This window comes from Paenibacillus xylanexedens (assembly GCF_007680605.1).
Lineage (GTDB): Bacteria > Bacillota > Bacilli > Paenibacillales > Paenibacillaceae > Paenibacillus > Paenibacillus xylanexedens_B.
Genome location: NZ_VEIO01000010.1, coordinates 21,197 through 47,179, shown reverse-complemented (window position 1 = coordinate 47,179; position 25,983 = coordinate 21,197). Strand labels below are relative to the sequence as shown.

The 25,983-nt window shown below is 45.9% G+C and carries 22 protein-coding genes and 1 tRNA gene; 3 read left to right on the top strand and 20 right to left on the bottom strand.

Going from position 1 to position 25,983, the window contains the following annotated elements; genetic code table 11:
* Positions 1 to 72 precede the first annotated feature (72 nt).
* From eno to FS818_RS25535, 6 genes are all read right to left on the bottom strand, one after another.
* The gene (gene eno, locus FS818_RS25560; RefSeq protein WP_090924800.1) at positions 73 to 1,359 is read right to left on the bottom strand and encodes a phosphopyruvate hydratase; all 1,287 of its coding nucleotides are present in this window, start codon (positions 1,357 to 1,359) and stop codon (positions 73 to 75) included.
* Positions 1,360 to 1,602: 243 nt separating this feature from the next.
* A complete protein-coding gene (gene gpmI, locus FS818_RS25555) occupies positions 1,603 to 3,147 on the bottom strand; it encodes a 2,3-bisphosphoglycerate-independent phosphoglycerate mutase (protein WP_145335948.1) in 1,545 nt (514 codons plus the stop codon).
* Between the two features lies 1 nt (position 3,148).
* Positions 3,149 to 3,901: a triose-phosphate isomerase gene (gene tpiA / locus FS818_RS25550; RefSeq protein ID WP_145335945.1), complete on the bottom strand. Its 753-nt coding sequence runs from the start codon at positions 3,899 to 3,901 to the stop codon at positions 3,149 to 3,151.
* A 33-nt stretch (positions 3,902 to 3,934) separates the two neighbouring features.
* Positions 3,935 to 5,116 carry a phosphoglycerate kinase gene (locus FS818_RS25545; RefSeq protein WP_145335943.1) on the bottom strand — a complete coding sequence of 394 codons (1,182 nt, stop codon included), beginning with the start codon at positions 5,114 to 5,116 and terminating at the stop codon, positions 3,935 to 3,937.
* 149 nt (positions 5,117 to 5,265) lie between these two features.
* Entirely contained in the window at positions 5,266 to 6,273 is a 1,008-nt protein-coding gene (gap, locus tag FS818_RS25540; protein ID WP_145335941.1) for a type I glyceraldehyde-3-phosphate dehydrogenase, read from the bottom strand.
* Between the two features lie 120 nt (positions 6,274 to 6,393).
* Entirely contained in the window at positions 6,394 to 7,425 is a 1,032-nt protein-coding gene (locus FS818_RS25535) for a sugar-binding transcriptional regulator (RefSeq protein ID WP_145335939.1), read from the bottom strand.
* Positions 7,426 to 7,921: 496 nt separating this feature from the next.
* On the opposite strand from FS818_RS25535, the gene FS818_RS25530 reads away from it, so the two are divergent.
* Both FS818_RS25530 and clpP read left to right on the top strand, forming a co-directional pair.
* Positions 7,922 to 7,996 (top strand) — tRNA-Arg (locus FS818_RS25530).
* A 180-nt stretch (positions 7,997 to 8,176) separates the two neighbouring features.
* Positions 8,177 to 8,773: an ATP-dependent Clp endopeptidase proteolytic subunit ClpP gene (clpP, locus tag FS818_RS25525; protein WP_090924795.1), complete on the top strand. Its 597-nt coding sequence runs from the start codon at positions 8,177 to 8,179 to the stop codon at positions 8,771 to 8,773.
* 251 nt (positions 8,774 to 9,024) lie between these two features.
* On the opposite strand, the gene FS818_RS25520 is transcribed toward clpP, so the two are convergent.
* The 10 genes from FS818_RS25520 to FS818_RS25475 form a co-directional block, all read right to left on the bottom strand.
* A complete protein-coding gene (locus FS818_RS25520; RefSeq protein WP_145335937.1) occupies positions 9,025 to 10,122 on the bottom strand; it encodes a stalk domain-containing protein in 1,098 nt (365 codons plus the stop codon).
* 371 nt (positions 10,123 to 10,493) lie between these two features.
* The gene (locus FS818_RS25515) at positions 10,494 to 11,249 is read right to left on the bottom strand and encodes an SIMPL domain-containing protein (RefSeq protein ID WP_145335935.1); all 756 of its coding nucleotides are present in this window, start codon (positions 11,247 to 11,249) and stop codon (positions 10,494 to 10,496) included.
* A gap of 173 nt (positions 11,250 to 11,422) precedes the next feature.
* Positions 11,423 to 11,692: an HPr family phosphocarrier protein gene (locus FS818_RS25510; protein ID WP_090924792.1), complete on the bottom strand. Its 270-nt coding sequence runs from the start codon at positions 11,690 to 11,692 to the stop codon at positions 11,423 to 11,425.
* Between the two features lie 219 nt (positions 11,693 to 11,911).
* Positions 11,912 to 12,850: a DNA-binding protein WhiA gene (gene whiA, locus FS818_RS25505; RefSeq protein ID WP_145335933.1), complete on the bottom strand. Its 939-nt coding sequence runs from the start codon at positions 12,848 to 12,850 to the stop codon at positions 11,912 to 11,914.
* Between the two features lie 6 nt (positions 12,851 to 12,856).
* The gene (locus tag FS818_RS25500; RefSeq protein WP_145335930.1) at positions 12,857 to 13,843 is read right to left on the bottom strand and encodes a gluconeogenesis factor YvcK family protein; all 987 of its coding nucleotides are present in this window, start codon (positions 13,841 to 13,843) and stop codon (positions 12,857 to 12,859) included.
* A gap of 13 nt (positions 13,844 to 13,856) precedes the next feature.
* Positions 13,857 to 14,756 (bottom strand): RNase adapter RapZ, encoded by a 900-nt coding sequence (rapZ, locus tag FS818_RS25495; RefSeq protein WP_110898832.1) that lies wholly within the window; start codon positions 14,754 to 14,756, stop codon positions 13,857 to 13,859.
* Between the two features lie 52 nt (positions 14,757 to 14,808).
* The gene (locus tag FS818_RS25490) at positions 14,809 to 15,759 is read right to left on the bottom strand and encodes an ROK family glucokinase (RefSeq protein WP_145335928.1); all 951 of its coding nucleotides are present in this window, start codon (positions 15,757 to 15,759) and stop codon (positions 14,809 to 14,811) included.
* A gap of 411 nt (positions 15,760 to 16,170) precedes the next feature.
* Complete coding sequence (locus FS818_RS25485; protein ID WP_145335926.1) at positions 16,171 to 17,202, bottom strand: AI-2E family transporter; 1,032 nt, start codon at positions 17,200 to 17,202, stop codon at positions 16,171 to 16,173.
* Between the two features lie 164 nt (positions 17,203 to 17,366).
* Positions 17,367 to 18,326 carry a thioredoxin-disulfide reductase gene (trxB, locus tag FS818_RS25480; RefSeq protein WP_145335924.1) on the bottom strand — a complete coding sequence of 320 codons (960 nt, stop codon included), beginning with the start codon at positions 18,324 to 18,326 and terminating at the stop codon, positions 17,367 to 17,369.
* Positions 18,327 to 18,516: 190 nt separating this feature from the next.
* A complete protein-coding gene (locus FS818_RS25475; protein ID WP_145335922.1) occupies positions 18,517 to 20,259 on the bottom strand; it encodes a tetratricopeptide repeat protein in 1,743 nt (580 codons plus the stop codon).
* Between the two features lie 326 nt (positions 20,260 to 20,585).
* Between FS818_RS25475 and FS818_RS25470 the strand changes: the two genes are divergently transcribed.
* A complete protein-coding gene (locus tag FS818_RS25470; RefSeq protein WP_186375601.1) occupies positions 20,586 to 21,089 on the top strand; it encodes a hypothetical protein in 504 nt (167 codons plus the stop codon).
* A gap of 128 nt (positions 21,090 to 21,217) precedes the next feature.
* On the opposite strand, the gene FS818_RS25465 is transcribed toward FS818_RS25470, so the two are convergent.
* From FS818_RS25465 to FS818_RS25450, 4 genes are all read right to left on the bottom strand, one after another.
* Positions 21,218 to 22,960 (bottom strand): hypothetical protein, encoded by a 1,743-nt coding sequence (locus FS818_RS25465; protein WP_145335918.1) that lies wholly within the window; start codon positions 22,958 to 22,960, stop codon positions 21,218 to 21,220.
* Positions 22,961 to 23,086: 126 nt separating this feature from the next.
* A complete protein-coding gene (locus tag FS818_RS25460) occupies positions 23,087 to 24,040 on the bottom strand; it encodes a sugar phosphate isomerase/epimerase family protein (RefSeq protein WP_145335916.1) in 954 nt (317 codons plus the stop codon).
* A 55-nt stretch (positions 24,041 to 24,095) separates the two neighbouring features.
* The gene (locus FS818_RS25455; RefSeq protein ID WP_145335914.1) at positions 24,096 to 24,968 is read right to left on the bottom strand and encodes a carbohydrate ABC transporter permease; all 873 of its coding nucleotides are present in this window, start codon (positions 24,966 to 24,968) and stop codon (positions 24,096 to 24,098) included.
* 74 nt (positions 24,969 to 25,042) lie between these two features.
* On the bottom strand, positions 25,043 to 25,939 hold the full coding sequence (locus FS818_RS25450; protein ID WP_145335912.1) for an ABC transporter permease: 897 nt from the start codon (positions 25,937 to 25,939) through the stop codon (positions 25,043 to 25,045).
* Between the last annotated feature and the right edge of the window lie 44 nt (positions 25,940 to 25,983).

Here is a 25,983-nt window from a genome sequence, read left to right as displayed (position 1 = left end):
CATACGTGTTCCGCATGATCATAAAAAAGACAAGCCGGTTACCCGGCTTGCCCGAAAAGCTGTATACACAGCTTATTTTTTAAGGTTGTAGAACCCTTTAAGACCGTTGTATTGAGCAAGCTCATCCAATTGATCTTCAATGCGAAGCAATTGGTTGTATTTTGCGATACGGTCTGTACGGGAAGGAGCACCCGTTTTGATTTGACCCGCGTTTGTTGCAACAGCGATGTCAGCGATTGTGCTGTCTTCGGACTCACCGGAACGGTGGGAGATTACAGCTGTGTATCCTGCACGTTTAGCCATTTCGATTGCATCGAATGTTTCAGTCAATGTACCGATTTGGTTTACTTTGATCAGGATGGAGTTACCGATTCCTTGCTCGATACCTCTAGCAAGACGCTCCGTGTTCGTTACGAACAAGTCGTCACCAACGAGTTGTACTTTGTCGCCCAATTTTTCAGTGAGCAATTTCCAACCATCCCAGTCATCTTCGGACATACCGTCTTCAATTGTGATGATTGGGTACTTCTCAACCCATGAAGCCAGAAGGTCAACATACTCAGCGGAAGTGTAAGATTTACCTTCACCAGCCAAAGTGTATTTACCATCTTTGTAGAACTCAGTGGAAGCAACGTCCATACCCAGGAATACGTCAACACCTGGTTTGTAACCAGCTTTTTCGATTGCTTCGATAATTGTAGTGATTGCTTCTTCGTTAGAACCCAGGTTTGGTGCGAAACCACCTTCGTCACCTACTGCTGTGTTCAAGCCTTTGGAGCTCAGTACGGATTTCAGGTTGTGGAAGATTTCTGCGCCTACGCGAAGAGCTTCTTTGAAGCTTGGTGCGCCAACTGGCAATACCATAAACTCTTGTACGTCGATGTTGTTGTCTGCGTGCTCACCACCGTTGATGATGTTCATCATTGGTACTGGCAATGCTTTCGCGTTGAATCCACCCAGGTAAACATACAGTGGCAATTCCAGAGCATCAGCAGCAGCGCGAGCTACAGCCATGGATACAGCCAGGATTGCGTTTGCACCCAATTTACCTTTGTTTGGCGTACCATCCAAAGCGATCATCAATCTGTCGATACCCAGTTGATCCAAAGCATCCATACCGATAACTTCTGGAGCAATGATTTCATTTACGTTTTTAACAGCTTGCAGAACGCCTTTACCGAGGTAACGGGATTTGTCACCATCGCGAAGCTCAACTGCTTCGTGGGCACCAGTGGATGCACCAGATGGAACGATTGCGCGTCCGATTGCGCCGGACTCCAGGTATACTTCAACTTCAACTGTAGGGTTACCGCGGGAGTCGAGGACTTCGCGAGCGTACACGTCAGAAATAATAGTCATGAGTGATAATCTCCTTTAATTTTGAATTTATTAAAAATTAGGACCACTTGTGTTTCCCCTTATCCACTACGTCAGCAGAATCGTCTTACGATCGCTGTTATCCCCGGATTCCTATAGAACTTATTCTCATAAGTTGGAATCCTGTGATAAAGGCGAACGCTACGCTTCTTCAGACCATTTCTGCTGCCTTCGTTCAGGGGTAAACGCCAAACTTCCCAATTTCATATATGTTGGCTGTGCAACTTATTTACGGGTAGCAATAACGGATGTTCCCGTCATTTCTGCCGGTTGTGGCAATTGCATCAGGTCAAGAATGGTTGGCGCGATATCGGCCAAAATTCCGCCTTCACGCAACGTTACATTTGGATCTGTCACGATAAATGGAACCGGGTTCGTTGTGTGAGCTGTGAACGGACGTCCTTGCTCATCAAACACCATATCCGCGTTACCATGATCCGCTGTGATCAATACTACGCCGCCTTTGGCAAGTACCGCGTCTACAACGCGACCCATGCACTCATCCGTCACTTCAACCGCTTTGATCGTTGGCTCCAGCATACCGGAGTGTCCAACCATGTCAGGGTTAGCAAAGTTCAGGATAATCGCATCGTGTTTATCCGCTTCAATCTCACGGACTGCTGCATCCGCAACTTCGTAAGCACTCATCTCTGGCTGCAAGTCATATGTTGCAACTTTAGGCGAGTTGATCAGCACGCGAGTTTCGCCTGGAAGCTCTACGTCACGGCCACCGCTGAAGAAGAAGGTTACGTGCGGGTATTTCTCCGTTTCAGCAATACGCAGTTGTTTTTTATTGTTCTGTACCAGCACTTCACCCAGCGTATTGTCGAGGTTCTTCGGCTCGTAAGCTACATAACCTTCGACCGTCTCGCTGAACAACGTCAGGCACACAAAGTGCAAGCCTACAGGGAACTTCGGCCCACGATCGAAACCGCGGAAATCGGAGTTCGTGAATACTTGCGACAACTGGATTGCACGGTCAGGACGGAAGTTCAGGAAGATGACGGAATCGCCGCTCTCTACCAGACCTACCGGCTCACCATCCGCTTGAACGATAACCGTTGGTTCAACGAACTCGTCAAATACGGATTTCTCATACGATTCCTCAACCGCTTTGAGTGGATCAGTGTATTTCGGTCCATCCCCATAAACGATAGCGCGGTAGGATTTCTCTACACGCTCCCAACGTTTGTCACGGTCCATAGCATAGTAGCGGCCTTGAACCGTTGCGATTTTACCTACACCCACTTCATCAATCTTGGCGATCAGCTTCTGCATGAATTCTTTACCGCTATCCGGCATAACATCACGGCCATCCAGGAAGGCATGAATGTATACTTCATTCATTTCTTCTTTTTTAGCCAGATCCAGCATCGCGAACAAGTGGTCGATGTGACTATGTACGCCACCATCGGACAACAAGCCGTAGAGATGAAGCTTTTTACCGTTCTGTTTCGCTTCGCGCACCGCTTTGACAAGTGTTTCATTGTCGTAGAACTCGCCGTCACGAATCGATTTGGAGATACGGGTCAAATCCTGATATACGATCCGGCCGGCACCAATGTTCAGGTGACCTACTTCGGAGTTCCCCATCTGGCCTTCCGGCAAACCTACAGCCTCACCGCATGCAGTCAACGTTGTGTGTGGGAACTGGCTCATAAAACGGTCATAGTTCGGTTTTTTGGCTTGCGCTACCGCATTGCCTTCCACCGTGTTACGCAGACCGAAGCCATCCATAATGATCAGTGCTACAGGTTTTGGAGCTGTCATCTTACTTCGCCCCCTCAACAAGCGCGATGAACGAAGCCGGTTGCAAGCTGGCACCGCCAACAAGTGCGCCGTCGATGTCGCTTTGTCCGAGGTATTCTGTTACGTTTTCCGGTTTCACGCTACCGCCGTATTGGATACGGACCGCATCTGCAACCTGCTCATTGTACAGATCCTTCACCAATGTACGGATGTAAGCAATAACTTCATTCGCATCTTGGGATGTAGAGGATTTGCCTGTACCAATCGCCCAGATAGGCTCATAAGCGATAACCACTTGAGCTGCTTGCTCAGCAGTCAGATCAGCCAGAGCAGCTTCAGTTTGTACTTTGCATACATCTTTTGTTTGGTTTGCTTCGCGCTCTTCAAGCGTTTCACCAAGGCAGAAGATTGGAGTCAATCCATGACGGAATGCTGCATGCAACTTTTTATTGACAGTCTCATCGGTTTCCGCAAAATATTGACGGCGCTCCGAGTGACCGATAATCACGTAATCTACACCCAGTTCTTTCAGCATCACACCGCTGATTTCACCAGTGAATGCACCGTTGTCTTCGAAGTGAAGATTTTGTGCACCGATTTTGATGTTAGTGCCTTTCACAGCTTCTACCAGGGATGGCAGGTTTGTAAAAGGTGCGCAGATTACCGTTTCTACGCCTGCGACTTCCGCTTTTCCTTTAACTTCCTGAATGAAGTCATTGGATTCGGAAACCGTTTTGAACATTTTCCAGTTACCCGCGATAATTGGTGTTCTCATTGGTTTCAACTCCTTCATGCTATAGCTTAAAGCTTACTTGTCGTTCAATGCAACTACGCCTGGAAGCACTTTGCCTTCCATGAACTCGAGCGATGCACCGCCACCTGTGGAGATGTGGTCCATTTTGTCAGCCAATTTGAACTTCTCAGCTGCTGCTGCAGAGTCGCCGCCGCCGATTACTGTGTAAGCAGATGTTGTAGCACAAGCTTCTGCTACTGCACGAGTACCGTGAGAGAATGGCTCAATTTCGAATACGCCCATAGGTCCGTTCCACACAACCAGTTTGGAGTTTTTAACAACGTCAGCATAGATCTCACGTGTTTTAGGACCGATGTCGATACCTTCCCAATCTGCAGGAATGTCGCCAACTTCAACGATTTTTGTGTTTGCGTCTGCACTAAAGTCGTCAGAGATTACGATATCCACTGGCAGGTAGAAGTTTTTGCCCAGTTTTTTTGCTTTTTCGATAAAGCCAAGTGCTACATCCAGTTTGGACTCATCCAGCAAGGATTGACCTACTTCGTGGCCCTGAGCTTTCATGAATGTGTAAGACAGACCACCACCGATGATTACGTTGTCTGCAATGTTGAGCAGGTTGTCGATCACATCGATTTTGTCTTTTACTTTGGAACCACCGATGATTGCTGTGAAAGGACGCTCAGGGTTGGAGATGGCTTTACCCAACACTTCAAGCTCTTTTTCCATCAACAAACCGGACACTGCTGGAAGCAAGTGAGCGATTCCTTCGGTCGAAGCATGTGCTCTGTGAGCTGCGCCAAATGCATCGTTAACGAATACGTCAGCGAGTTCAGCAAATTGTTTTGCCAGTTCCGGATCGTTTTTCTCTTCGCCCGCGTGGAAACGAACGTTCTCAAGCAACAATACGTCGCCATCGTTCATTGCCGCGATTTGAGCTTTAACCGCTTCGCCCACGGAATCATCCGCTTTAGTAACCGGTTTACCCAGCAATTCAGACAAACGCTCAGCTGCTGGTGTCAAACGCATGGATTCTACAACTTCACCTTTTGGACGTCCCATGTGGCTCGCCAAGATCACTTTCGCACCTTTTTCGATCAGGAAGTTGATCGTAGGCAGTGTTGCACGAATACGTTTGTCATCTGTAATTTTACCATCTTCGAGCGGCACATTGAAATCTACACGCACGAATACCCGTTTTCCATTCAATTCGATATCACGTACACTTTTTTTGTTCATCTCTATTTCCTCCGCACCCATGTATTTGGTGAACCTTTCAAGAGCTGAATCCCTTGTCAGTTCTGGTGTTCATGAGAAATTAACTAAATATCCATATATAAAGAGCGGAAACAATAACAATCTGTTTCCGCTCTATGTTATTACAGATATTACTTGATCATTTTTGCAAAGTGCTCCAATGTGCGAACCAATTGAGCTGTGTAGGACATTTCATTGTCATACCAAGCTACAGTTTTAACCAATTGTTGGTCGCCCACTGTCAGTACTTTAGTTTGAGTTGCATCGAACAAGGAACCGTAAGTGATACCCACGATGTCGGAAGATACGATTTCGTCTTCTGTGTATCCGAAAGTTTGTGGATCGGAAGCTTCTTTCATTGCTGCGTTAACTTCTTCAGCTGTTACTTTTTTGCCCAGAACAGTTACCAGCTCAGTCAGGGAACCTGTTGGTGTTGGTACGCGTTGTGCTGCACCATCCAATTTACCTTGCAGTTCAGGGATAACCAGACCGATTGCTTTAGCAGCACCAGTTGTGTTAGGGATGATGTTTTCAGCTGCTGCGCGAGCACGACGGAAGTCACCTTTAGGGTGTGGAGCATCCAATGTGTTTTGGTCGCCAGTGTAAGCGTGAATTGTAGTCATCAAACCTTGAACGATTCCGAATTTGTCTTGCAGTGTTTTTGCCATAGGAGCCAGGCAGTTTGTTGTGCAAGATGCGCCGGAAATTACAGTTTCAGTACCATCAAGGATGTCATGGTTTACGTTGTAAACGATGGTTTTCATGTCGCCAGTAGCTGGTGCGGAGATAACAACTTTCTTAGCTCCACCTTTCAAGTGTTTCTCAGCAGCTTCTTTCGTTGTGAAGAAACCAGTACATTCCAGAACGATATCTACACCCAGGTCTCCCCAAGGCAGTTCTTCAGGGTTGCGGTTAGCGATAACTTTAACTTCTTTGCCGTTCACTTTGAAGAAACCATCATGTACTTCAACATCGCCATCGAAGCGACCTTGAGTTGTATCATATTTGAGCAAATGAGCCAGCATTTTAGCGTCAGTCAAGTCGTTGATTGCTACAACTTCAATGCCCTCTACATTTTGAATACGGCGGAATGCCAAACGACCAATACGTCCAAAACCGTTAATACCTACTTTAATCATGAGTAAGTTCCTCCCAAGTTTTGATTAGTTTTTTATGAAACTATATATTCAAGACAGACGGTGAAGTCCGTCAAGACAACAAGAGTGATGTTGAAAATAAAACCATTCATCTCTGAAAATTTAGATGTTTTCCATGTCAGCGACGATAACTTCGGCCGCAGCCTCATCAATAATCAGAATATCCTCCTGCCCAAACCGCAGTACGGAATGAATGGCAGCTGCCTTGCTTTTGCCGCCCGCAATACCGATGACCACATCGGTGCGTTCGATATCCTGAAGCCGCATACCCAGTGTAAGCATGGTATGTACCACCTCACCCTGATCATTGAAGTAATACCCGAAGGACTCCGATACGGCCCCCTGCTCCTGAAGTTCGTCGATGATCTCCGGTGCAAGCTTGCGTCTCTTCGCCATCTCCACAGCATCACCAATGCCATGAATGACGATGCGTGATTGCCTGATTAGCTGTAAAATCTCCTGAACACCCGGATCCTGGATCAGCGATTCATAGGCATGGTCACTAAGCAAATCCGGTACATGCAGGAGTTTGTACTGAGCCCCTGCCCGCTTTGCCATTGTGGATGCAATCGTATTCGCCTGTATTTCCAGGCTTTCTCCCAATCCGCCTCGTGCTGGCACAAACCAGACACCCTTCAGCGAAGTAGGCGGTGTGAGTTGTTCTGCAACACCTGCCGTTGTTGATCCGCCTGTAACGGCGACAACGTCGTTGTCATTCATAATACTGCCGAGAGCCTTCGCTCCGGCTCTTCCAAGTTCCCTCTTGGCAAAAGGAGATACGTCCGAATCGCCGGGAACCACAACTACCTTTTGCAGACCGTAGGCTTGCTTGATTCGCTCTTCCAGCTCGGATAATCCAAACAGCTCTTTCGCGACAGGTTCTAACTGCTGCAGCAGATTATAACCCGCCTCGCTGATCTTCATCCCCGCGCTGTCAATTTCGATAAGTCCCTGAGCCTTTAACAGATCGGTCTCAGCTCTCAGAACCCGCTCGGTCATCTGCATGGAATTGGCTAACGTTCTCCGCCCAATCACATCCGATAACATGATCTGGTGCAAAATCGTATAGCGTTTCTTCAAGACATCCATGAGATCGGGCAGAAGCTGCTTTTGCACTTCCAAGATCGTTCGCATGCTTTCCACTCCCGCAAGCTTCATGTTCCAAGCTTTCTGCATGGCCTTAAAATGTCCCGGGTTAACTTTTTAAGTCCCACGTTCATTCTACCTAAAACTGACGCGAGATGCAAGTGTTTCGATTGCCTATTTCGACAGGTTCGCAGGCGTTTTTACGCGCCTATTTTCACAACCTCTACACATCGAGATAAGAAAGCGAGGATCTCACACCATATATAGAAGAAGCCCGAACATAACATCTATATCTTGCTATGTTTCATTTTTATAGGGCATGTCCAAAACCTCTAATAGCATGTACCGAAATTCAAGCTTTATCCATTCTTATTCATCATGATCATTTCCGAATCAATTCAAACCACCTGCGGAATAGATCGAATCTTTCATGGAGGAACGTGATGCCTTTCGCACTAAGGAAAACTACACTATGTTCATACTAAGCAACTGCTTGCAATTCACCGGTGCATAAGCTATAATCATTATTGCTGTCACATAATTTGCGCCCGTGGTCCAATGGATATGACGTAGGCCTCCGAAGCCTGAGATCCAAGTTCGATTCTTGGCGGGCGCGCCACTACATTTTTAACAGCTCATAATGCATTTAACCAACGAAACCGGAAAGGTTTCTTTTTTTTCAAACTTAGTTTGACTTTCTTTGACTTTTTGTTTGAGATTGTTTATGATGTGGTTAATACGGTAACAGTTTAAATATAAACACCCATTTAACATTTACATTTCCGAGGAGGTTTTTCACGTGAGTTATATTCCAATGGTCGTTGAACAGAGCAACCGGGGTGAGCGCGCCTATGATATTTATTCCAGATTGCTGAAGGATCGTATCATTTTCCTTGGCAGCGACGTGAATGACGTTGTTGCGAATGCCATCATGGCACAGATGTTGTTCCTGGCAGCGGAAGATCCGGAGAAAGACATTCACTTATACATCAACAGCCCAGGCGGATCGATCACAGCGGGGATGGCAATTTACGATACAATGCAGTTCATTAAACCGGATGTATCTACGATCTGCGTAGGTATGGCGGCTTCCATGGGTGCATTCTTGCTGAATGCCGGTGCAAAAGGCAAACGTTTTGCGTTGCCGAACAGTGAAATTATGATTCACCAGCCTCTTGGTGGCGCACAAGGTCAAGCGTCGGACATCGAAATCCGTGCACGCCGCATTCTCAAAATGCGTGATACCTTGAATCGCATCATCTCCGAGCGCACAGGTCAACCACTGGAGCGTATCGAAAAAGATACAGATCGTGATTACTTCATGAGTGCTGCTGAAGCAGCCGATTACGGTATCATCGATAAAGTAATCCAAAACGTAGGCTCCCAAGGGATCTAAGCTTAACCTTGGAGACAACGTAAATAAGCGCAGGGCGGGCATCACCTGAATCTAGGTGAGCACGCCCTGCGCTTTTTAGTTGCAAACAGGCAATATCAACACCCGGCGGTAGGGTGTCTTGCCTGCATAAACCAGAAGCCCCGTCATTCTTACTTTGACGGAGGCTTCTGGTTTATTATTTTTCACGAATAAACGGCATAAGTGCTCTTGACTTGAATTTAATGTATGATTTCATCTACCCTGAACCGAACTTACTTCTCAGAAGCTATGTTGCTGAATGGTGTGGTTCCTTTAGGCAAAATTCCCTTGTAAGTGAACTTGAATTCAGGGAAGCCCTCTGCATACGCTGTGTACTCATACAACTGGAAGAACACAACAGCGCCTGTTGGCGTCACGTAAAAGTCCTGGTCTTTGTTCAGCCCTTTGTAGCCGCTCAAGTATCCCGTGTTCGCTTTCAGTTGCTCACCAACCTTTTTGCTGACCGTTTCACGCATGGATTTGCTGTTTTGCAACACATCATCCAGTGTCAGCTCTTTACCTGTATCGAGTGCAAATGTGTGACCCGTCCGATACGTCATGCCATGTGCTCCTGCATAGTCTTCATAACGTTGAGTAATCAGACCCAGCACACCATTCTCATTGTACGTTACCACATAAGACGTTTCGAAAGCATATGGACGGTTTGCGGTTGCTCCACCGAATTCAGACGTTTGTTTTTTGAACGCAGCAACAGCTGTGTCTACTTCATCTTTGAGCACTTTGTTAATCGTGGCTTCTGCCTCTTTGCTCGCTAGTCCACTTACTTGAGGATACTGCACATCCACCTCAGCGTTTTTCACGGTCACGTTGGCTTTAGTTGATTTCACCTGTACGTTATTTTTTTTTACTTTGCTCAGGGTCAGCGTTTTAGTTTTGGCATCCCAGCTGCCCTGTACACCCAAATAATCTCTCATTGCAGAGAACGGGATGTACAAACGACCCTGGATCAATTTTGCCTCCACTTGAGGATAAAAACCGTTAATATACACGTTTGGCTGTCCATCCATCAAACTAACAGTCATTGCATTGTTCGCCGCAGTTACGGTATACGACTTCGTTTTTGCATCATATTTCAATGTACCGCCCGCTACATCCTTGACCGCTGTCAGCGACACCCATGTAGATCCACCTTGAAGTAGGCCTTTTTGCGTGAGAGTTTTACCGCCTGATTTCAACGTTACTTCAGCCGGTGCCGTTACTTTGGAAGATACGGATGCAGCTTGAACCGATTGATCCATCCACGCTGTGCTCCCCCCCATAATTACACCTGCCGCCAATAATGCACTCGTCCATTTTTTCCATGTTTTCATCTATAAAACTCCTCTCTTTTATTTACCATCAGGTTCAATGCGTATGTAATCACGAACGTTACTACACATGCCATACGCTCACCTCTTAATTATAATTAACCCGTTTTCGGAATGGTTTACAGCTCCAGTTACAATCTTGATGAAAATCACAAGGGAAAAACAACAGAAAATGAACGTTTTGTCATGAAAAACGATACAAAAACGACATTATTCGCGCTGTACTTCAACAGACCATATAAGTAATTTCTATCCCTCACTTCCTCAAAGCCCACATGTGCAACAAAAAAACACTGCCTGATAAGACAGTGTTTTTGTCATTATTTTAAATGTTTAATATTTAATCATTTTAGCTCGTATTGATGTAGCATTCCTTATTTCATCTCATACGTAATATTAAGAACGGTGCTCACTTTAACTTGACCTGCTTCGATCTGTGTACCTGCGTTTGAATCACTTGCAGCTTTCGACATCAAAGACTCTGATGCATAGAACACAGGAACATTAGCATCCGGCTGACTTACCGAAAGAACCGTACCCAGCTGACGTTTAACTGCTTTAGCAATTGCTCCTGCCTTCACATCTGCATTAGCTACTGCCTTAGCAATCACTTCGGATTCATATTTCTCCGGATTCTCTACTGTGAAGCGTACATTTTCGATGTTGTTGGCACCTGCTTGGGATGCGGCATCCAGCAATTCACCAATCTTGTCCATATCGCGGTATGTCACCGTCAGTGTATGATGTGCTGTGTAGCCTTTAATTTTCTGTCCATCCTTTTCACTATACGTGTAGTTTGGTTGCACGTAGAATTGACTGGTTTGAATATCATCCGTACTGATCTTCCATGTGTTTTTAAGCAAATTAGTAACCTTTTGAATCTTAGCGGCATTTGCCTTCTGGGCTGAAGCCGCAGTATCGGCAGTACTGTTCACCCCGATGGACAGATAGGCAATATCCGGTTTCACTTGAATTTCACCTTTACCTACGACATTGATTACATTTTGCTGTACGCCCTGAACTTCGGCAGCATAAGCATAGTTTCCTGGAGCTACATAAGCCGTTCCTCCGACCAGGAGCGAACTTGCCACCAGCACTGCACCAAACGGTTTCATCCATTGTTTACCCATTACGAATAACCTCCTCATATGTTAACTTCTCAAACTTGAAGCGATTTGATACCTTAACAGACGGGACAAATTCCATAATGTTGCACTTGACGGGCACGGTTAATAAAATTTATATAAAACGCAAAAAAGCCCCTTGCGGGACTTCTTCATAGATTGAATTGAGTTCATGAAGCTTATTGGTTCTCAAGCTCTTCCTTGCTCACCAGACTAACTAAAGCGTTTACAGCCTGATCCGCATCCGCGCCTTCAGCACTAATATGGATTTCTGTACCTGTACTGATCGCAAGGCTCATGATTCCCATGATACTTTTAGCGTTTACTTTTTTATCGTCCTTCTCGACGAACACTTCAGATGAGTACTTATTCGCTTCCTGAACGAACAGTGCTGCAGGTCTGGCATGGAGACCCGTTTTCAAACGGACAACTACCGGGTGCTTTGTCATAGAAACTTACCCCCTATTATGAAATCTGGACATTAAATACACAATTATATTTATACAACATTATACCATTAACCCGTGCAGGACACTAGAAGAAAAAACTTAACCCTTGAGCTCAGGCAAAAATCCAGAACCGAAGCCTCTCCTTTACCCGCACGAGTAACCCATCACGACTTGGTAAGGTCATAACATACCTTAAACCTAAATGATTCATTTTAACCTTCAACTATAACGTTCCGCGCGCACTTTCTCAGCAAGCTCATCAATCTTCCGAAGTCGATGGTTCACACCCGATTTGCTCACCGTACCTTTTAGCAATTCGCCTACTTCCTTCAGATTGATGTCGGGATGAGCAAGCCTCACCTCCGCTACTTCACGTAGCTTATCCGGAAGAGATTCCAGACCCACTTCCTTTTGCAGTAAACGGATATTGTCGATTTGTCTAACCGCTGCTCCAATCGTTTTGTTTAGATTAGCTGTCTCACAATTGACAATTCGATTCACCGAGTTACGCATGTCCCGCATAATTCGAACGTCTTCAAACTTGAACAAGGCCTGGTGAGCACCGATGATGCTAAGCAACTCAATGATTTTCTCGCCTTCCTTAATGTATAGGATGAATCCTTTTTTCCTTTCTATACACCGGGCATTAAGATGAAATTCATTGGCCAGATCCACCAGTGCCTGACAATGCTCTTCATACATGGACGCAATCTCCAGATGATATGAGGAGCCCTCCGGGTTATTTACGGAACCACCTGCCAGAAATGCACCACGAAGATAAGCTCGCTTACAACAATTCTTCTCCAGTAACTCTTCATTAATGCCAGGAGTAAACAGGAACCCTTCGGAGACGATATGCAACTCCTTTAGAATCTCCTGAACCATAGACGGAACACGAACAATGTACACATTGTTCTTCTTCAGCCGCATTTTTTTGCGAACCAACAATTCCGTATGCACTTGAAAATGCTTTTTAAGCAGAGAGTATGCCCTTCTTGCGATCGCAGCATTCTCTGTCGAAATATCCAAGATGACTTTTTTATTCGATAACTGCACTGCACCAAGCATACGGATGAGGGCTGAAAGTTCCGCCTGTTCGCAGCACGCTTCGCTTTCAATCATCGTTAATTCTTTTTTGGTCTGTGCTGCAAATGACATGGGACTTCACCTCTTCCGTAACATCCAATTTTGAACCAGCTGGTAAATATGATGGCTGAGCTTGTCGGCATCATGGCGCAGATAGGTTTTGAACAAAACCAGCGTATCTGCGACAACCTGATAACCTGAACTTTTCAGCACATTCATATCAAGAACAACCGGTTTTGCTCCTTTTTCCGCATACTTATTCTGTACTTGTAGTGGAATGTCACCATTGTTCACGATCACGTAGTCAAAGAGCTGGTGACCAATATGCTCATGCACTGCCTTAAGATGATCACTCACTGTATAATTGTCGGTCTCTCCCGGCTGTGTCATTACGTTACAAATAAACATCTTCACCGCATCCGTTTCAACGACAGCCTCTGCCAGTTTGGGCACAAGCAGATTAGGAAGGATACTCGTATATAGACTACCCGGGCCAATCAGAATCGCATCTGCTTGGCGTATAGCCTCGACAGCTTCTGGCAACGGCTCCACGTGATCCGGTTCAAGAAAGACACGTTTAATGCGCCCGCCTGCCTCAGGGATTTTGGACTCGCCAGTAATAATTGATCCATCCTCCATCTCAGCATGCAGCACAACAGCTTGACCCGCTGCCGGAAGCACCTGACCCCTAACGGCAAACACGCGGCTAAGCTCCCGCACAGCGGTCACAAAGTCGCCTGATATATCCGTCATTGCAGCCAATATCAAATTGCCCAGGCTGTGGCCTGCAAGCCCCGCACCTGTATTGAAACGATACTTTAACATGTCCGAAAGCAGTGGCTCAACATCTGCCAGCGCGGTGAGCACGTTACGAATGTCTCCTGGAGGCGGCATTTGCAACTCACTGCGCAGGATCCCTGAACTCCCACCGTCATCGGCAACCGTAACAATGGCCGTGATATCCATCGGTTTCTCTTTTAAACCGCGTAACATCACAGATAATCCGGTTCCGCCGCCCATAACAACGATTCTCGGACGTTCTCTCCGTGGTCCGGCCTCTTTCATCCCTTCACCCTCTTCAATGACGGTCCCGGTCAGCGTCGCGGTGGCTTACGGTAACAGCTTCAGTCTCACTGCTTCCGAGCATTTTGCCCAAATATTCCGATATTGCTACCGAACGATGCTTGCCTCCGGTACAGCCGATTCCAATAATAACCTGGCTTTTGCCTTCCTTCCGGTATTGCGGAATCAGAAAATGCAGCATATCCAGCAGCTTGGTCAGAAACGCTTGCGTTTCCGGCCATTTCATAACATATTCGTACACTTCACTATTCTGTCCTGTATTCGGCCGCAAATGATCAATATAATGCGGATTCGGTAAAAAACGAACATCAAATACGAGATCCGCATCAATCGGAATACCGTATTTAAATCCGAAGGACGTTATATTCACGGATAACATCTGGCTCTCCAAGTGAGAGAACCGCGAGATGATGCGCTCCTTCAATTGAGCAGGCTTCATCGTGCTGGTATTCAGCACCTGAGTTGCCGAATTTTTAAGTTCCTCCAGCATCTTGCGTTCCAGCTTGATGCCGTCCAGCGGCATCCCTTCCGGAGCAAGCGGATGTCTGCGTCTACTCTCTTTATAACGTTGGACCAGAACAGAATCGGTTGCATCCAAAAATAAAATTTCGCAATGAATCGTAAAATGATCCTTGATATAGTTTAGAGACTCGGATAATGCCGTGAAAAATTCACGTCCCCGAAGATCGATGACCAGCGCTACCTTGCCAATCTTGCCATTCGACTGTTCGATCAACTCCGCGAATTTAGGAATTAGAACAGGCGGTAAATTATCTACGCAGAAAAACCCTAGATCCTCCAAGCTCTGCACAGCTATCGTTTTACCCGCTCCGGACATGCCCGTAATGATAATGAGCGTGGCGCCTGTGCCTGGTGAGCCTTCACCTTCAAGCATAAATGTCCCCTCCTTATCATATTGATGTCGGATATATCGTGTTACAAAGGTACTACGAACGTAAGAGGAGACCTGCCGCGCCTACGATACCTGCATCATTGCCCAGTGTAGCTTCCAAAATCTGAACACCTTGTTGCAACGGCTCTGGAGTCAATTGAGCAAACACAGTACGAATCTCATCAAACAAGAAGTCGCCTGCCTTCGATACACCACCGCCAACAATGAATAATTCCGGATTCAGTACAGCTGCTACGGTTGCCATGGATTTGCCCAAATAATAAGCCGCACGGTTTACAATCCGCAGTGCCACTTCATCGCCGGCTTTGGCCGCATCAAATACTTCCTTGGCCGCAATTTTGTCTACCAAGGCAAGGGACGTATGATCACCACGCTCTACAGCATCCTTCGCCATACGAATGATACCTGTTGCGGATGATACCGTCTCTACACATCCCATTTTACCACAGCCACACTTGATCGCTTCCAGATCAGGCACAACACTGATATGGCCCAGTTCCCCTGCCATGCCGGAAAACCCTTGATAGATCTTACCGTCCAGGATGAGACCACCGCCAACGCCTGTACCGAGTGTGAAGCATACACAATTGTCTACGCCCTTGCCGGCTCCTGCCCAAGCTTCACCCAAAGCAGCAACGTTCGCATCATTATCTATTTTGACAGGCTTGCCCAGACGCTCTTCCAGAACCGAACGAATGGCTACATTCCGAAATCCGATGTTAGGAGCATGAACAATAATCCCCTCGCGTACATTCGTGAAACCGGCAACTCCTGCACCAACACCTTCAAGCTGTTCCCAGCTGTATGGCGATTCGGCTACGATATGACGGACATACTTCTCGATGTTGGCGATAACCGTGTCAACGCCCTGGTCCACTTCAGTCGGTCCTTCATACGTATGCATAAGCTGACCTTGATCATCACATATACCGACCTTGATTGCTGTTCCGCCGAGATCGACCCCAACGTAGATTTTCTCAGACATGCTGCAAGCCACCTTTATCTATCTAAAATAGTTTAAGTCCTACGTACCAACTATAATTGAAGGATACGCCGGGGTCAAGACGAGAAGACCTCACGCGCAACATGCCTTGGCAGGGTTGTGAACGACATCACACACCATTTTTGAATGCGTATACAACCTGATTTTAATCTATTAAAACGCCATGCTCCCTCCTTCCCTGATAGAAAGGGTAGCCTCAACTCATGATATTTCATTATCCCTCGTTCCATTCATAAAAAATGACATTGGTCATCAGACGATCATGACATTGTTAACACAATCACCCATGATACCTATCACCTCAGGTGTAGGTATAACAAAAAACGCCTTCCAGCGAAGCACTGGAGGCGTTTATTCTTTTTTTCGCACAATTTAGGAACTCTCAAGAATCAATTACAACTTCGACTCGACGCGCACAGGTTCCTCAGTCTTCTCCATCTTGTTCACATCCAGAATATCCAGCATGAAGACAAAGATCGGAATACCAATAATCAAGCCCCAGATTCCAAGGAAATGTTGCGACAAAATCAGCACGATGAAGGTGTAGAACATCGGCAATTTGGTCTTGTGTGCCATGAGCTTCGGATTCAGGAAGTATGTTTCCAGCGCATGAATAATGACGATCATAACGATCACGATGATGGCCATCTGCAGTCCGCCCATTTGATACCCGATCAGACAGAGCGGCACAAGGGAGATCATAACGCCCGCAACAGGCACCAGACTGAGCAAGAAAACCATGATCGTTAATGCGAACAGATATGGATAACCTAAGATCCACAATCCTAGCATCGTGAGCACCGTATTAAATACGGCAATTAGCAGCTGTGCTTCAATGACTTTACCAAAAGAAGATACAAATTTGTCGCCAAGGTATGCCACTTCATTATAGAACCAGCCGATTTTGCTTGTTTTGAACTTGGACGTGAATTTATAGATTTCTTTTTTCTGCAACAGGAAGAACAAACTCAAAATAATAACCAGCAGGATGAATTCCAGCCATTTACTAAAAGCAAAAATGTACTTCAGCGCTTCGTTGGTATAATTTTTAATGTCGAAGGACTGCAGATAACCAGCGATCTTGGAGGCAAAATTATCACCGTCAGCCGTGTCGAGAAATTTCATAATCTCGTTGGTTAACTGCACAACCTGATCCACAATCCGTGGTGAATATCTGGATATCCCAAGTACAATTCCGGCAATCACAATCATATACAGCAGAATGACCACAACTTTATAGTCGATTGGAAAAAAGCGATTCAAACCTTTTGTAATGAGATGCTGTAGCCTGTTCATGACGTAAGTCACCAGGAACAACAGCAGAATCATATGAAGCATACTCCCCATACTGAACAAAATTAAACAGAACAACAGCAGAATCAAAAACCGTCTAACTGTTGCATTCTGAAGCCAATCTTTTATCATTTCCCCCAACTTCTTCACCTCACAGCTAATATACCCCTTATGTATACGAGATCATGCCCACCATCGTTTCAAAAAAAGAGAAGCCCTCCGGCTTCTCTCAGTTCATGAGACTTCCCGTTGTCTCTTATGCTAGTTTATTCCAAATCATAGGGGTGTCATGCGTATTACTTATCCAGCGTTTCGCTCCAATCGTGCACAATACTTCCCTCCAGGAACTTTTCACAATCCATAGCCGCCATACAACCCGACCCTGCAGCTGTAATGGCCTGGCGATATTTTGTATCCTGCACGTCACCGCAAGCAAACACACCAGGAATATTGGTTTCCGTCGTGCCCGGTTTAACCACAACATACCCATGATCATCCAGTTCAATAGCCTTACCAAGGAATCCGGTGTTTGGCGTGTGCCCGATGGCAACGAATACACCATCTGCTTCGAGCAACTCTTCCTGGCCTGTTTCATTGTTGCGAACCTTCAACCCTTTAACACCTAATGCTTCAGGCACAACTTCAAGCGGTGTACGGTTCAAAGCCCATTTCACCTTCTCGTTGCTGCGAGCACGATCCTGCATAATCTTGGACGCGCGTAGCTCATCCCGGCGGTGAACCAGCGTAACGTCCGTGGCGAAACGAGTCAAAAAGCTCGCTTCTTCCATAGCGGAGTCGCCACCGCCCACCACAACAATCTTTTTGCCGCGGAAGAAAAATCCGTCACATGTTGCACAAGTACTTACTCCCCGTCCTACGTTTTCCTGCTCACCCGGAATACCGAGATAACGAGCCGAAGCGCCTGTGGAGATAATGATGGAGTCCGCTTCCAATTCACCAATGCCGCCCACACTTACTTTAAAAGGTTGCTTACTGAAGTCAACCTCTTCCACCCAGCCATTCTTGAATTCAGCCCCAAAACGTTCTGCTTGCTTACGCATGTTGTCCATCAACTCAGGCCCCATAATACCTTGCGGGAAACCCGGGAAGTTCTCGACGTCTGTAGTCGTTGTCAATTGCCCACCTGGCTGAAGACCTTCAATCACCAGCGGTTTCAGATTCGCACGAGCCAGGTATATCGCTGCTGTCAGACCCGCAGGTCCGGTTCCGATCACAATCGTTCTGTATTTAGACATATAGATACAGCCTCCTTCATCAGGTTCAGATGTGTAATGGTCGCGAATAACTTGCCAAGATGATATCTACAGGCATTTTTAGACCTATTCGTTAAGTTTACCCGTTTTCCCGGTTAATGTATCCTTCTCTCAGGGACAACTATGCTTCAAGCTTGAATTGCAACGTTTTACAGAGCCCATATCTCTGAATCTATCCTTTAGGCGGAGTTACGCTACAGATCTGATTGAGCTGCCTCGCATATTTGCTGACGGTAGATGCGGATATACCGTAACGTTCAGCGATACTCTGATACGTAACGGGCCGGCTACGGTTTTTGGAAGCCAGATACTCCAGTCCTGCAGCCCATCCTTCGATCTGTTTGGAACCAGATAGATCCGGTCGAACCCTGGAGACATAATCTGTCCAGATCCGCTCCATCTCTTGCTGTAATTCGGCTCTCGCCTCTGACATCTGGAGCGCACGATCAACAACAGCCTGCCAATGAGAGGATGTCTCGTTCCCGAGTTGATTCCCTATGACTTCATTCTTACTCACCTTAGGTATGGTCTTTAACGCCTCCGGGGTAAGTGGTTGAGAAACTTCAGTGTTCAATTCAGGATGTTCAACCCTTTGCAGATCATGCAAAACGGCTTCCGCCGCCTTGACCAAGGCAGTCTCTTCACCAGGTTCATTAATGAACAATTGCAAGGCCTGTTGCACCTCGTAATCACCAATCATGCCAAGCGCATGAATAACCTGTAGCTTGGTTGCCTGATCTCCGTGACGTAAAGCCCAGAAGAACGATGAGCGAATCAACGGATCATTTTTCATCTCTTCCGGAATGCCATTACCGTAATCCTCCCATTGCTTGAACTGCTCGTCAAAGGGAAGATGGTAGTGATAGCTTAACTTACTCGGCTCCTGCACACCTTGAATTACCGCCTCAAGGCCGTCCAAATAATAACGAGCTACCTCAGAATCTGGGTCAAGCTTGTTCACGTGATGCCACAGCCGCTTTGCGATGTCATACCGTTCAGTGTTGAACGCTGCTACTGCCGCGTAATGCGCCAGTGCCGGATCAGTAGCGGTCTCTTCACCCTTGAGCAAACGGCGGAAATGAATATAGGCCGAGTCATGCTGGCCCAAAATCCCCATTGTTGTAGCGAGCTTGTACACCTGTTCGTGCTGGAATGGCACGATCGCAAGCAGTTTTTTAATCAACAACAGCACTTGGTCTGTCCGATTCTCATTTTGATAAAAGATCGCCAGATTACAAAGCGCATGCAGATTGCCTGGTTCTTGTTCCAATACTTCAGCAATAGTCTCTTTTGCTTTGGAGAACAGTCCCATATAATAATAGGCGAGAGCAAGATTGTTACGGGCAGCAAGATAATCCGGATAATCGGGCGACATGCCTTCGAGCAGTTCTGCAGCTTGGGCAAACTTCCCTTCTTCCAGCAACTCACGTGCCTGATCGTGCTCCACGACCCCCTGGCGTGACTTGATTCGATTTAATTTGGCTGGGCGATCCAGCTCATAATACAAAAGCTCCATCATCTCTTCTGCTTCCGTCATGAACTGCCCCTGCGTGTCTTCCTCTAAATAGGTGACCAGCGCCCGCTCGGCTTCCTCGAATTGATCCATGTTGGCATAATTGTTTGCCATATAGAAATAACATTCCGTCATCGACGGGTCAACCACATCCAGCACATGAGCCAGAATGGCATTGGAAGCTTTATAGTCTCCCTTTTCTGATAAAATACCCGCCATATTACAATGATTCACCGGATTTTCCGGCTCGTACTCAACAGCTTTGCGAAAATATTTCAATGCCTTGTCGACATGATTACGGTCCAGCGAGCGGACAGCTCTTTCAAAAAAGAAAGAAGCATCCAAGTGAATCGGTATAATATTGGCAAGGTGACCCTCGGTCCGCACTAGCTTGCCCTTCATCTCGCAAGGCACCTCCTCTTTGTTTTCATTCATACTCTTCAGTATACCACATCTTTAGGCGCTCTTCGCTATATGTAGTTTCATGTCGTTTATGAAAAAAATACAAATAATCAAGATGGCATTTCATCCCGATTATGAGTGAAATACTATCGGTCCGGAGCTTCATAAATAGTTGATTTTCACACCCTATATAACACTCTCCATTTAAGGGAATCTAGATGGTATAAATTGTTTATGGTAAAATAAGTTTATATATTTACTAGAATACTAATTTTAAATAATATTCCATATAAATCGCTTAGTACGTCACTTTTACTCCATTTTACATGCTAAAAATTATGACGAAAATAAGCAGATATTATCCAGGGGAGGGATTTCATCTGAATATTACAAAAACAAAGTTGCTCTTAATCATGATCATGTGCTTCGTTGCCTTAACCGGATGTTCCAAAGAGAATGAAAACAAGTTAAATTTGGATGATGTGTTAACTGCTCTTGAATCACAAAATTTGAAACTGGAGCCTTTTGGTATAACCGGATATCCCATGAAATTAAATGATGTTATACCGGAAATATACTCAGTCAAGACGTCAGACGAAGAAGAAGACAGTAATACCGAAGAATTTATCCATTTCTATATCTTCAATTCAGAAAAGGATCGTTTACAAGGAGCTAAAGAATTCAACAAAATTACAGAAAACACTAATTCCACAACATTTCCTGCCCTATACGAAAAAGAAAATATTCTCCTTATTTACTGGAGTAACAGCAAAGATCATCCATTAATGAATGAAGCAATTGAAGCTGCGTTAGAACAACTAAATTCATAACACACAGTACCATTTATTACCACAAATAGTTTCAAGAAAACATAAACAGCGTGCACCAGTGAATATCGGTACACGCTGTTTACTTCATTCTATAAATACTTAGCTAAGAAGTTCACTGAGATTTCTCATCATACTAGTGACGGAGAAAGCGTTATATCTATTGTTTTATCGAATGGAGTCATGAAATTAACCAGTACAATCTTGCAATTCTCAGGCATTTTGGCTTCACGCACCGTTGCCGCCAGATGTCCCATCTCGCCTCCGTCAATCTCAAGCCAATCTTCTCCGCAACTATAACGAAGCTTGCCGCCTTTCCACAGAATGCTTCCATCACTGGTTTCTATGCCATCTTCACAGCTAAGTTCTCCTTCACTTCCAAATACAAAAGATAACTGCATCATGATGTCCTGCGGTTCCTCACCAGTCAAGTGCATCGTCCAGCCGCGATCTGTCTGAAGTACCTCGGCACCAACACGGAATGTCTGCTCATGTGTAAGTGTACGAGTCTGATGTGGTAGCAGATACCACGGGCTGATGGATGAAGAAGCTGTGGCTGGTAAATCGGCCGAAGGAACAGGACCGTAATAGCCTTTCTTCTGTTCACCAGTCAATCGATATCCCTGAGGGAGACGAGTCATATTTTGCATCGGTACATATCCGGGATTAAAGTAAGACGCTAACTGAACAGCGAGCAGACGTACCTCACCATGACGAAGTGCAAAAAATGGAGCTACCTCCGTCATAACCGTCACGCTGGTTTCTCCATCACGGACTCGGGCAACAGGAGCACCAAAATCCGTATGCATCCGACTGTGCGAAATTCGTCCATAATGGCCTACGTTTTCCATTTGGCTCACATAACGTTCCCGCGCAAAATGCTCATTAAGCATAACTTCATATTTCCTCGGGAGCGCATCCGTTGTTCCGGTAGTCTGTTGAAGCTCGGGCTCCAGCAACAATCGCACGAGCGCATTCACCGAACACACGCCAGGGTCTGTCAAATCGCTGTCTGCCCAAGCAGCCATACCTGCAAAAATCGGATCTTGATCCATTTTGGCCATGATCGCATAAGGCAAATAATACGAAGACAAGCCGTGCTTACTGCCCAGATCCTGCCGGCCTGAATAATCGGTCACAATCTCACCTGTAGGGTGTACGAGATATACCATCATTCGAAGGTTCAAACGTACCGGTTCGAGTAGCTCAGGACGGTTCAACAACCTTGCGGCATGAATCAGCATAATGTCACTCACCGCATTGTAGATCCCGTTACTACGTTCGGTCCACTCCCCATCAGGGGTAATATCAATCCCTTCCGCCAGCCATTGCTCCGCACGCTGTACCGCTTCCTCTATACCGAAGATCTCATGCAGAAAACCAAGTGCTGCACACAACACCCAACGATGGTTTGGTGTATGACAACCTCCTGTTAACATCACTGGAATTGTCCGTTCCAGAAACAGTCGCATATTATCCAGTACAGGCTTCAGCGGTGCCCAATCCTGTTGATTCAAGAGTTGAAATAACTGCGAATACCCTACAACAACAAAAGCAGTGTCTGGCGGGGAGTGATAGTTCGTCCAGCCGGGTGATATCGATCCGTCACTGTGTTGATGACGCAACACAAACTCACTTGCTAGCCGAAGTCTCTCTAACAGAGTCTCGTCGCGATAATACGCTGAGTCTGGATTAGAAAGGGCTGCCCCCCAAAAACACATATCTGTAGGTGTTCCCGTTGTATGGTTAACCCAAGCCAAACCTGAAACAGGGTCAATTGTTCCACCATAGTAACGACTTTCCGAATCAAGCACCTGCCGCTCTATACCTCGTTCAGTAGCTCTGTCATTGCTTTCTACCATTTGTCTATACATCTACGTTCCCCTCCATCCATCCATTCAATAACGTCAACTATATAAATCCAGTCCTATTTAAAAGATAAGATCAGCAGGCCGTGCGCTTTAACAGCCCGAGCCAACCGATCTTATCGCTTTGTCAATCTATGCTTTTAAACTTGCAAGTTTCTGCATTAGCAGATCATGGCTTTCGTGAATTGCTTCCGGTTCACAGGCCGACTTCAATTCATACACTTTCAACTGTGCTTTACGGATCATTGGAAGATATGCATCATAGAAGTGCATATCTTTACTATGCACGTATGGACACCAGTGATCGGATAATCCCAATGTTTCATGGATATGAACACCGACGATATCATCCATGAGGCCTTGCATCTCACCTACACTGTCGTACAACCCTAATCGATCCATCATAATTGCATGACCCGTATCGTACCAAATCCCGACTGGGGCACCCTTGAGAGCCTGGATGATCGTTTTCGCTTCAGCAAGCGTGGGAATCTGTTGCGGCCTTGAGCGAGTTTCGATCCCAAAACGAACGTCCAGTCCCTTGGATAACGCCCGGTTGCAAACTTCATCCAGACTGACGATGATTTTTTCAATATACCCAGCACTCAGGGCCTCGCGCCGCTCCATGAACTCTGCCCATTTGCTCTGATATTGCGAAGAGTCCGTTCCTTCTTCGCGATACAGCTTTTCCAGATCCTTGCTGATATCATGTGGGAAAGGTACCTCGCCTGGGTGTACAACGACAGCTTCCCCTCCGTAACGATGTGCATATTCAGCCGATCCAACCAGAAGATCAATAGCCCGCTTCCGCTTCACTTCATCTTCAAAGCCAAGCAGCACAGAATCCGTTCCATAATCCGGATCAGGATCATGAGGGAAGGTATTGTGTACGCTGGACACCCCAATCTCCCCGCGCTCGATCATCGGCTCAATCGTCGTGAGCATTTCCTTCGTTACGTTATAGTTAAGCTCCACCCGGCGAAAGCCGAGCTCTGCAATCTCTCGAATCATGTCCTCGCCTACAGGATGTCTCCTGATGTTCCAGCATGTCGAGAATGAGTATTCTCCCTTGTCTCTTCCCTGCATATATCATTCCTTCTCCTTCCCCGATTGTGATGTTTGCGTGTATGGGGACTACGAATTAACCTTTAACTGCTCCTTGCATTGCGCCGCTGACAAAATATTTTTGCAACCATGGATATACGAGCAGAATCGGTACTGTAGCAAAAACAACCGTAGCCGCCTTGAGGCTCTCTGGCGTTAATCTTGTGCGGTTTGCACCCTCCAGCAACGTAAGCTCACTTACCATGTTGTTCTGTACCATCTGATAAAGCTTCAGCTGCAGTGGATATAATTTCGGATCGTTAATGTACATCAGTGAATCCTGGAAGCCATTCCAGCGTCCAACCGCATAGAACAGTGCCAATGTAGCAAGTACAGGCAAAGAAAGTGGCAAAATAATTTTAAAGAGCGTGTGCACATGGGAGCTTCCATCAATCTCGGCAGACTCCTCCAGACTATCCGGTATTCCGCGGAAGAAGGAGATCAGGATGATCAAGTTAAATGGACTTACCAACCCTGGTAGAATCAAGGCCCATACCGAGTTCAGCAAATGAAGGTCACGAATCAGCAAATACTCGGGAATAATACCTCCGCTGAAGAACATCGTAATGATGATGATGTACATAAACAGCTTGCGGCCTTTTAATTTTTTCTTCGTCAATGGGTATGCTGCTGCAATGGTGAACAACATACAGAGCAGCGTCGTAATAATCGTAAGAATGGTTGTAAATCCTAATGAATAAATCATGGAGCTGTCTGAAAATACTTGACCATACGCATCCCAGGTGAACTCTTTCGGGAAGATTGTTACTTCACCTGATGTAATGGCCCGGTTCGAACTCATGGATATGGCAATGGTGTGCAGAAACGGAGCAAGACAGAATATGACAAACAATGTAATAAAGGTGACATTAACAATATCAAAAATCCGGTTCGAGGTGCGGTCACTCATCTGTGCACAACTCCTTTACTGATGATCTAAACATACTGCAAGCCTTCTGGCGCGCATTTCACTATTTTCCGGGATCAGAGAATTCCTTCTCCCGTCGTTTTCTTCGAGATATAGTTGGAGCCAAGGACAAAGATCAATCCGACAACCGCCTGGAATAAGCCTACAACCGTTGCCAGTGTATACTGCCCGGATTGTATACCCATTCTGTATACGAAGGTACTAAGTACATCGGAATATTCACGAACAGCCGTGTTACCAATAACGAAAGGCCGGTCAAAACCGATGCTGACCATATTTCCAAGGTTAAGGATAAGCAAGGTTACAATCGTTGGTTTGATGCTTGGCAAAGTAATATGCCAAATTCTCTTCAGCCGCGTTGCACCATCGATCTCAGCTGCCTCGAACAATTCCTTGTTCACACCGGTTAATGCAGCCAGATATAGAATGGTTCCCCACCCAGCACTTTGCCACACACCTGTAAACAGATAGGTAACAAGCCATGGATTTTTTTCTGTCAAAAACGGAATGGAATTCAGGCCCATACTCTCCAGTATTCCGTTTACCATACCGGATTGATTACCAAACAATTGGTATACAATCCCCCCGATGATAACCCAGGAGATAAAGTGAGGAATGTACAAAATGGTCTGTGAAATTTTCTTAAACCATTTGAATCGTACCTCATAGAGCATAATTGCCAGAATAATTGGAGCAGGGAATGAAACGATCAGATCAAGAAAATTCAGCATAAATGTGTTGCGTAATGTAGTGTAGAAATCCGGCATTGCAAATACCTCACGAAAAGCATCGAAGCCAATCCACTCACTACCGTTAATCCCTTGGAACAAGTTAAAGTCTTTAAACGCGATCTGCACACCATACATCGGTCCATAACGGAAAATGATAAAGTAGATCAGGGGCAATGAAATCAACGCATACAATTGCCAGTATCTCTTCAAGTATGTGGTCATGTCTCTCTCTCCTCCTCACAAACGAAGAAACGTTATGCCGCCGC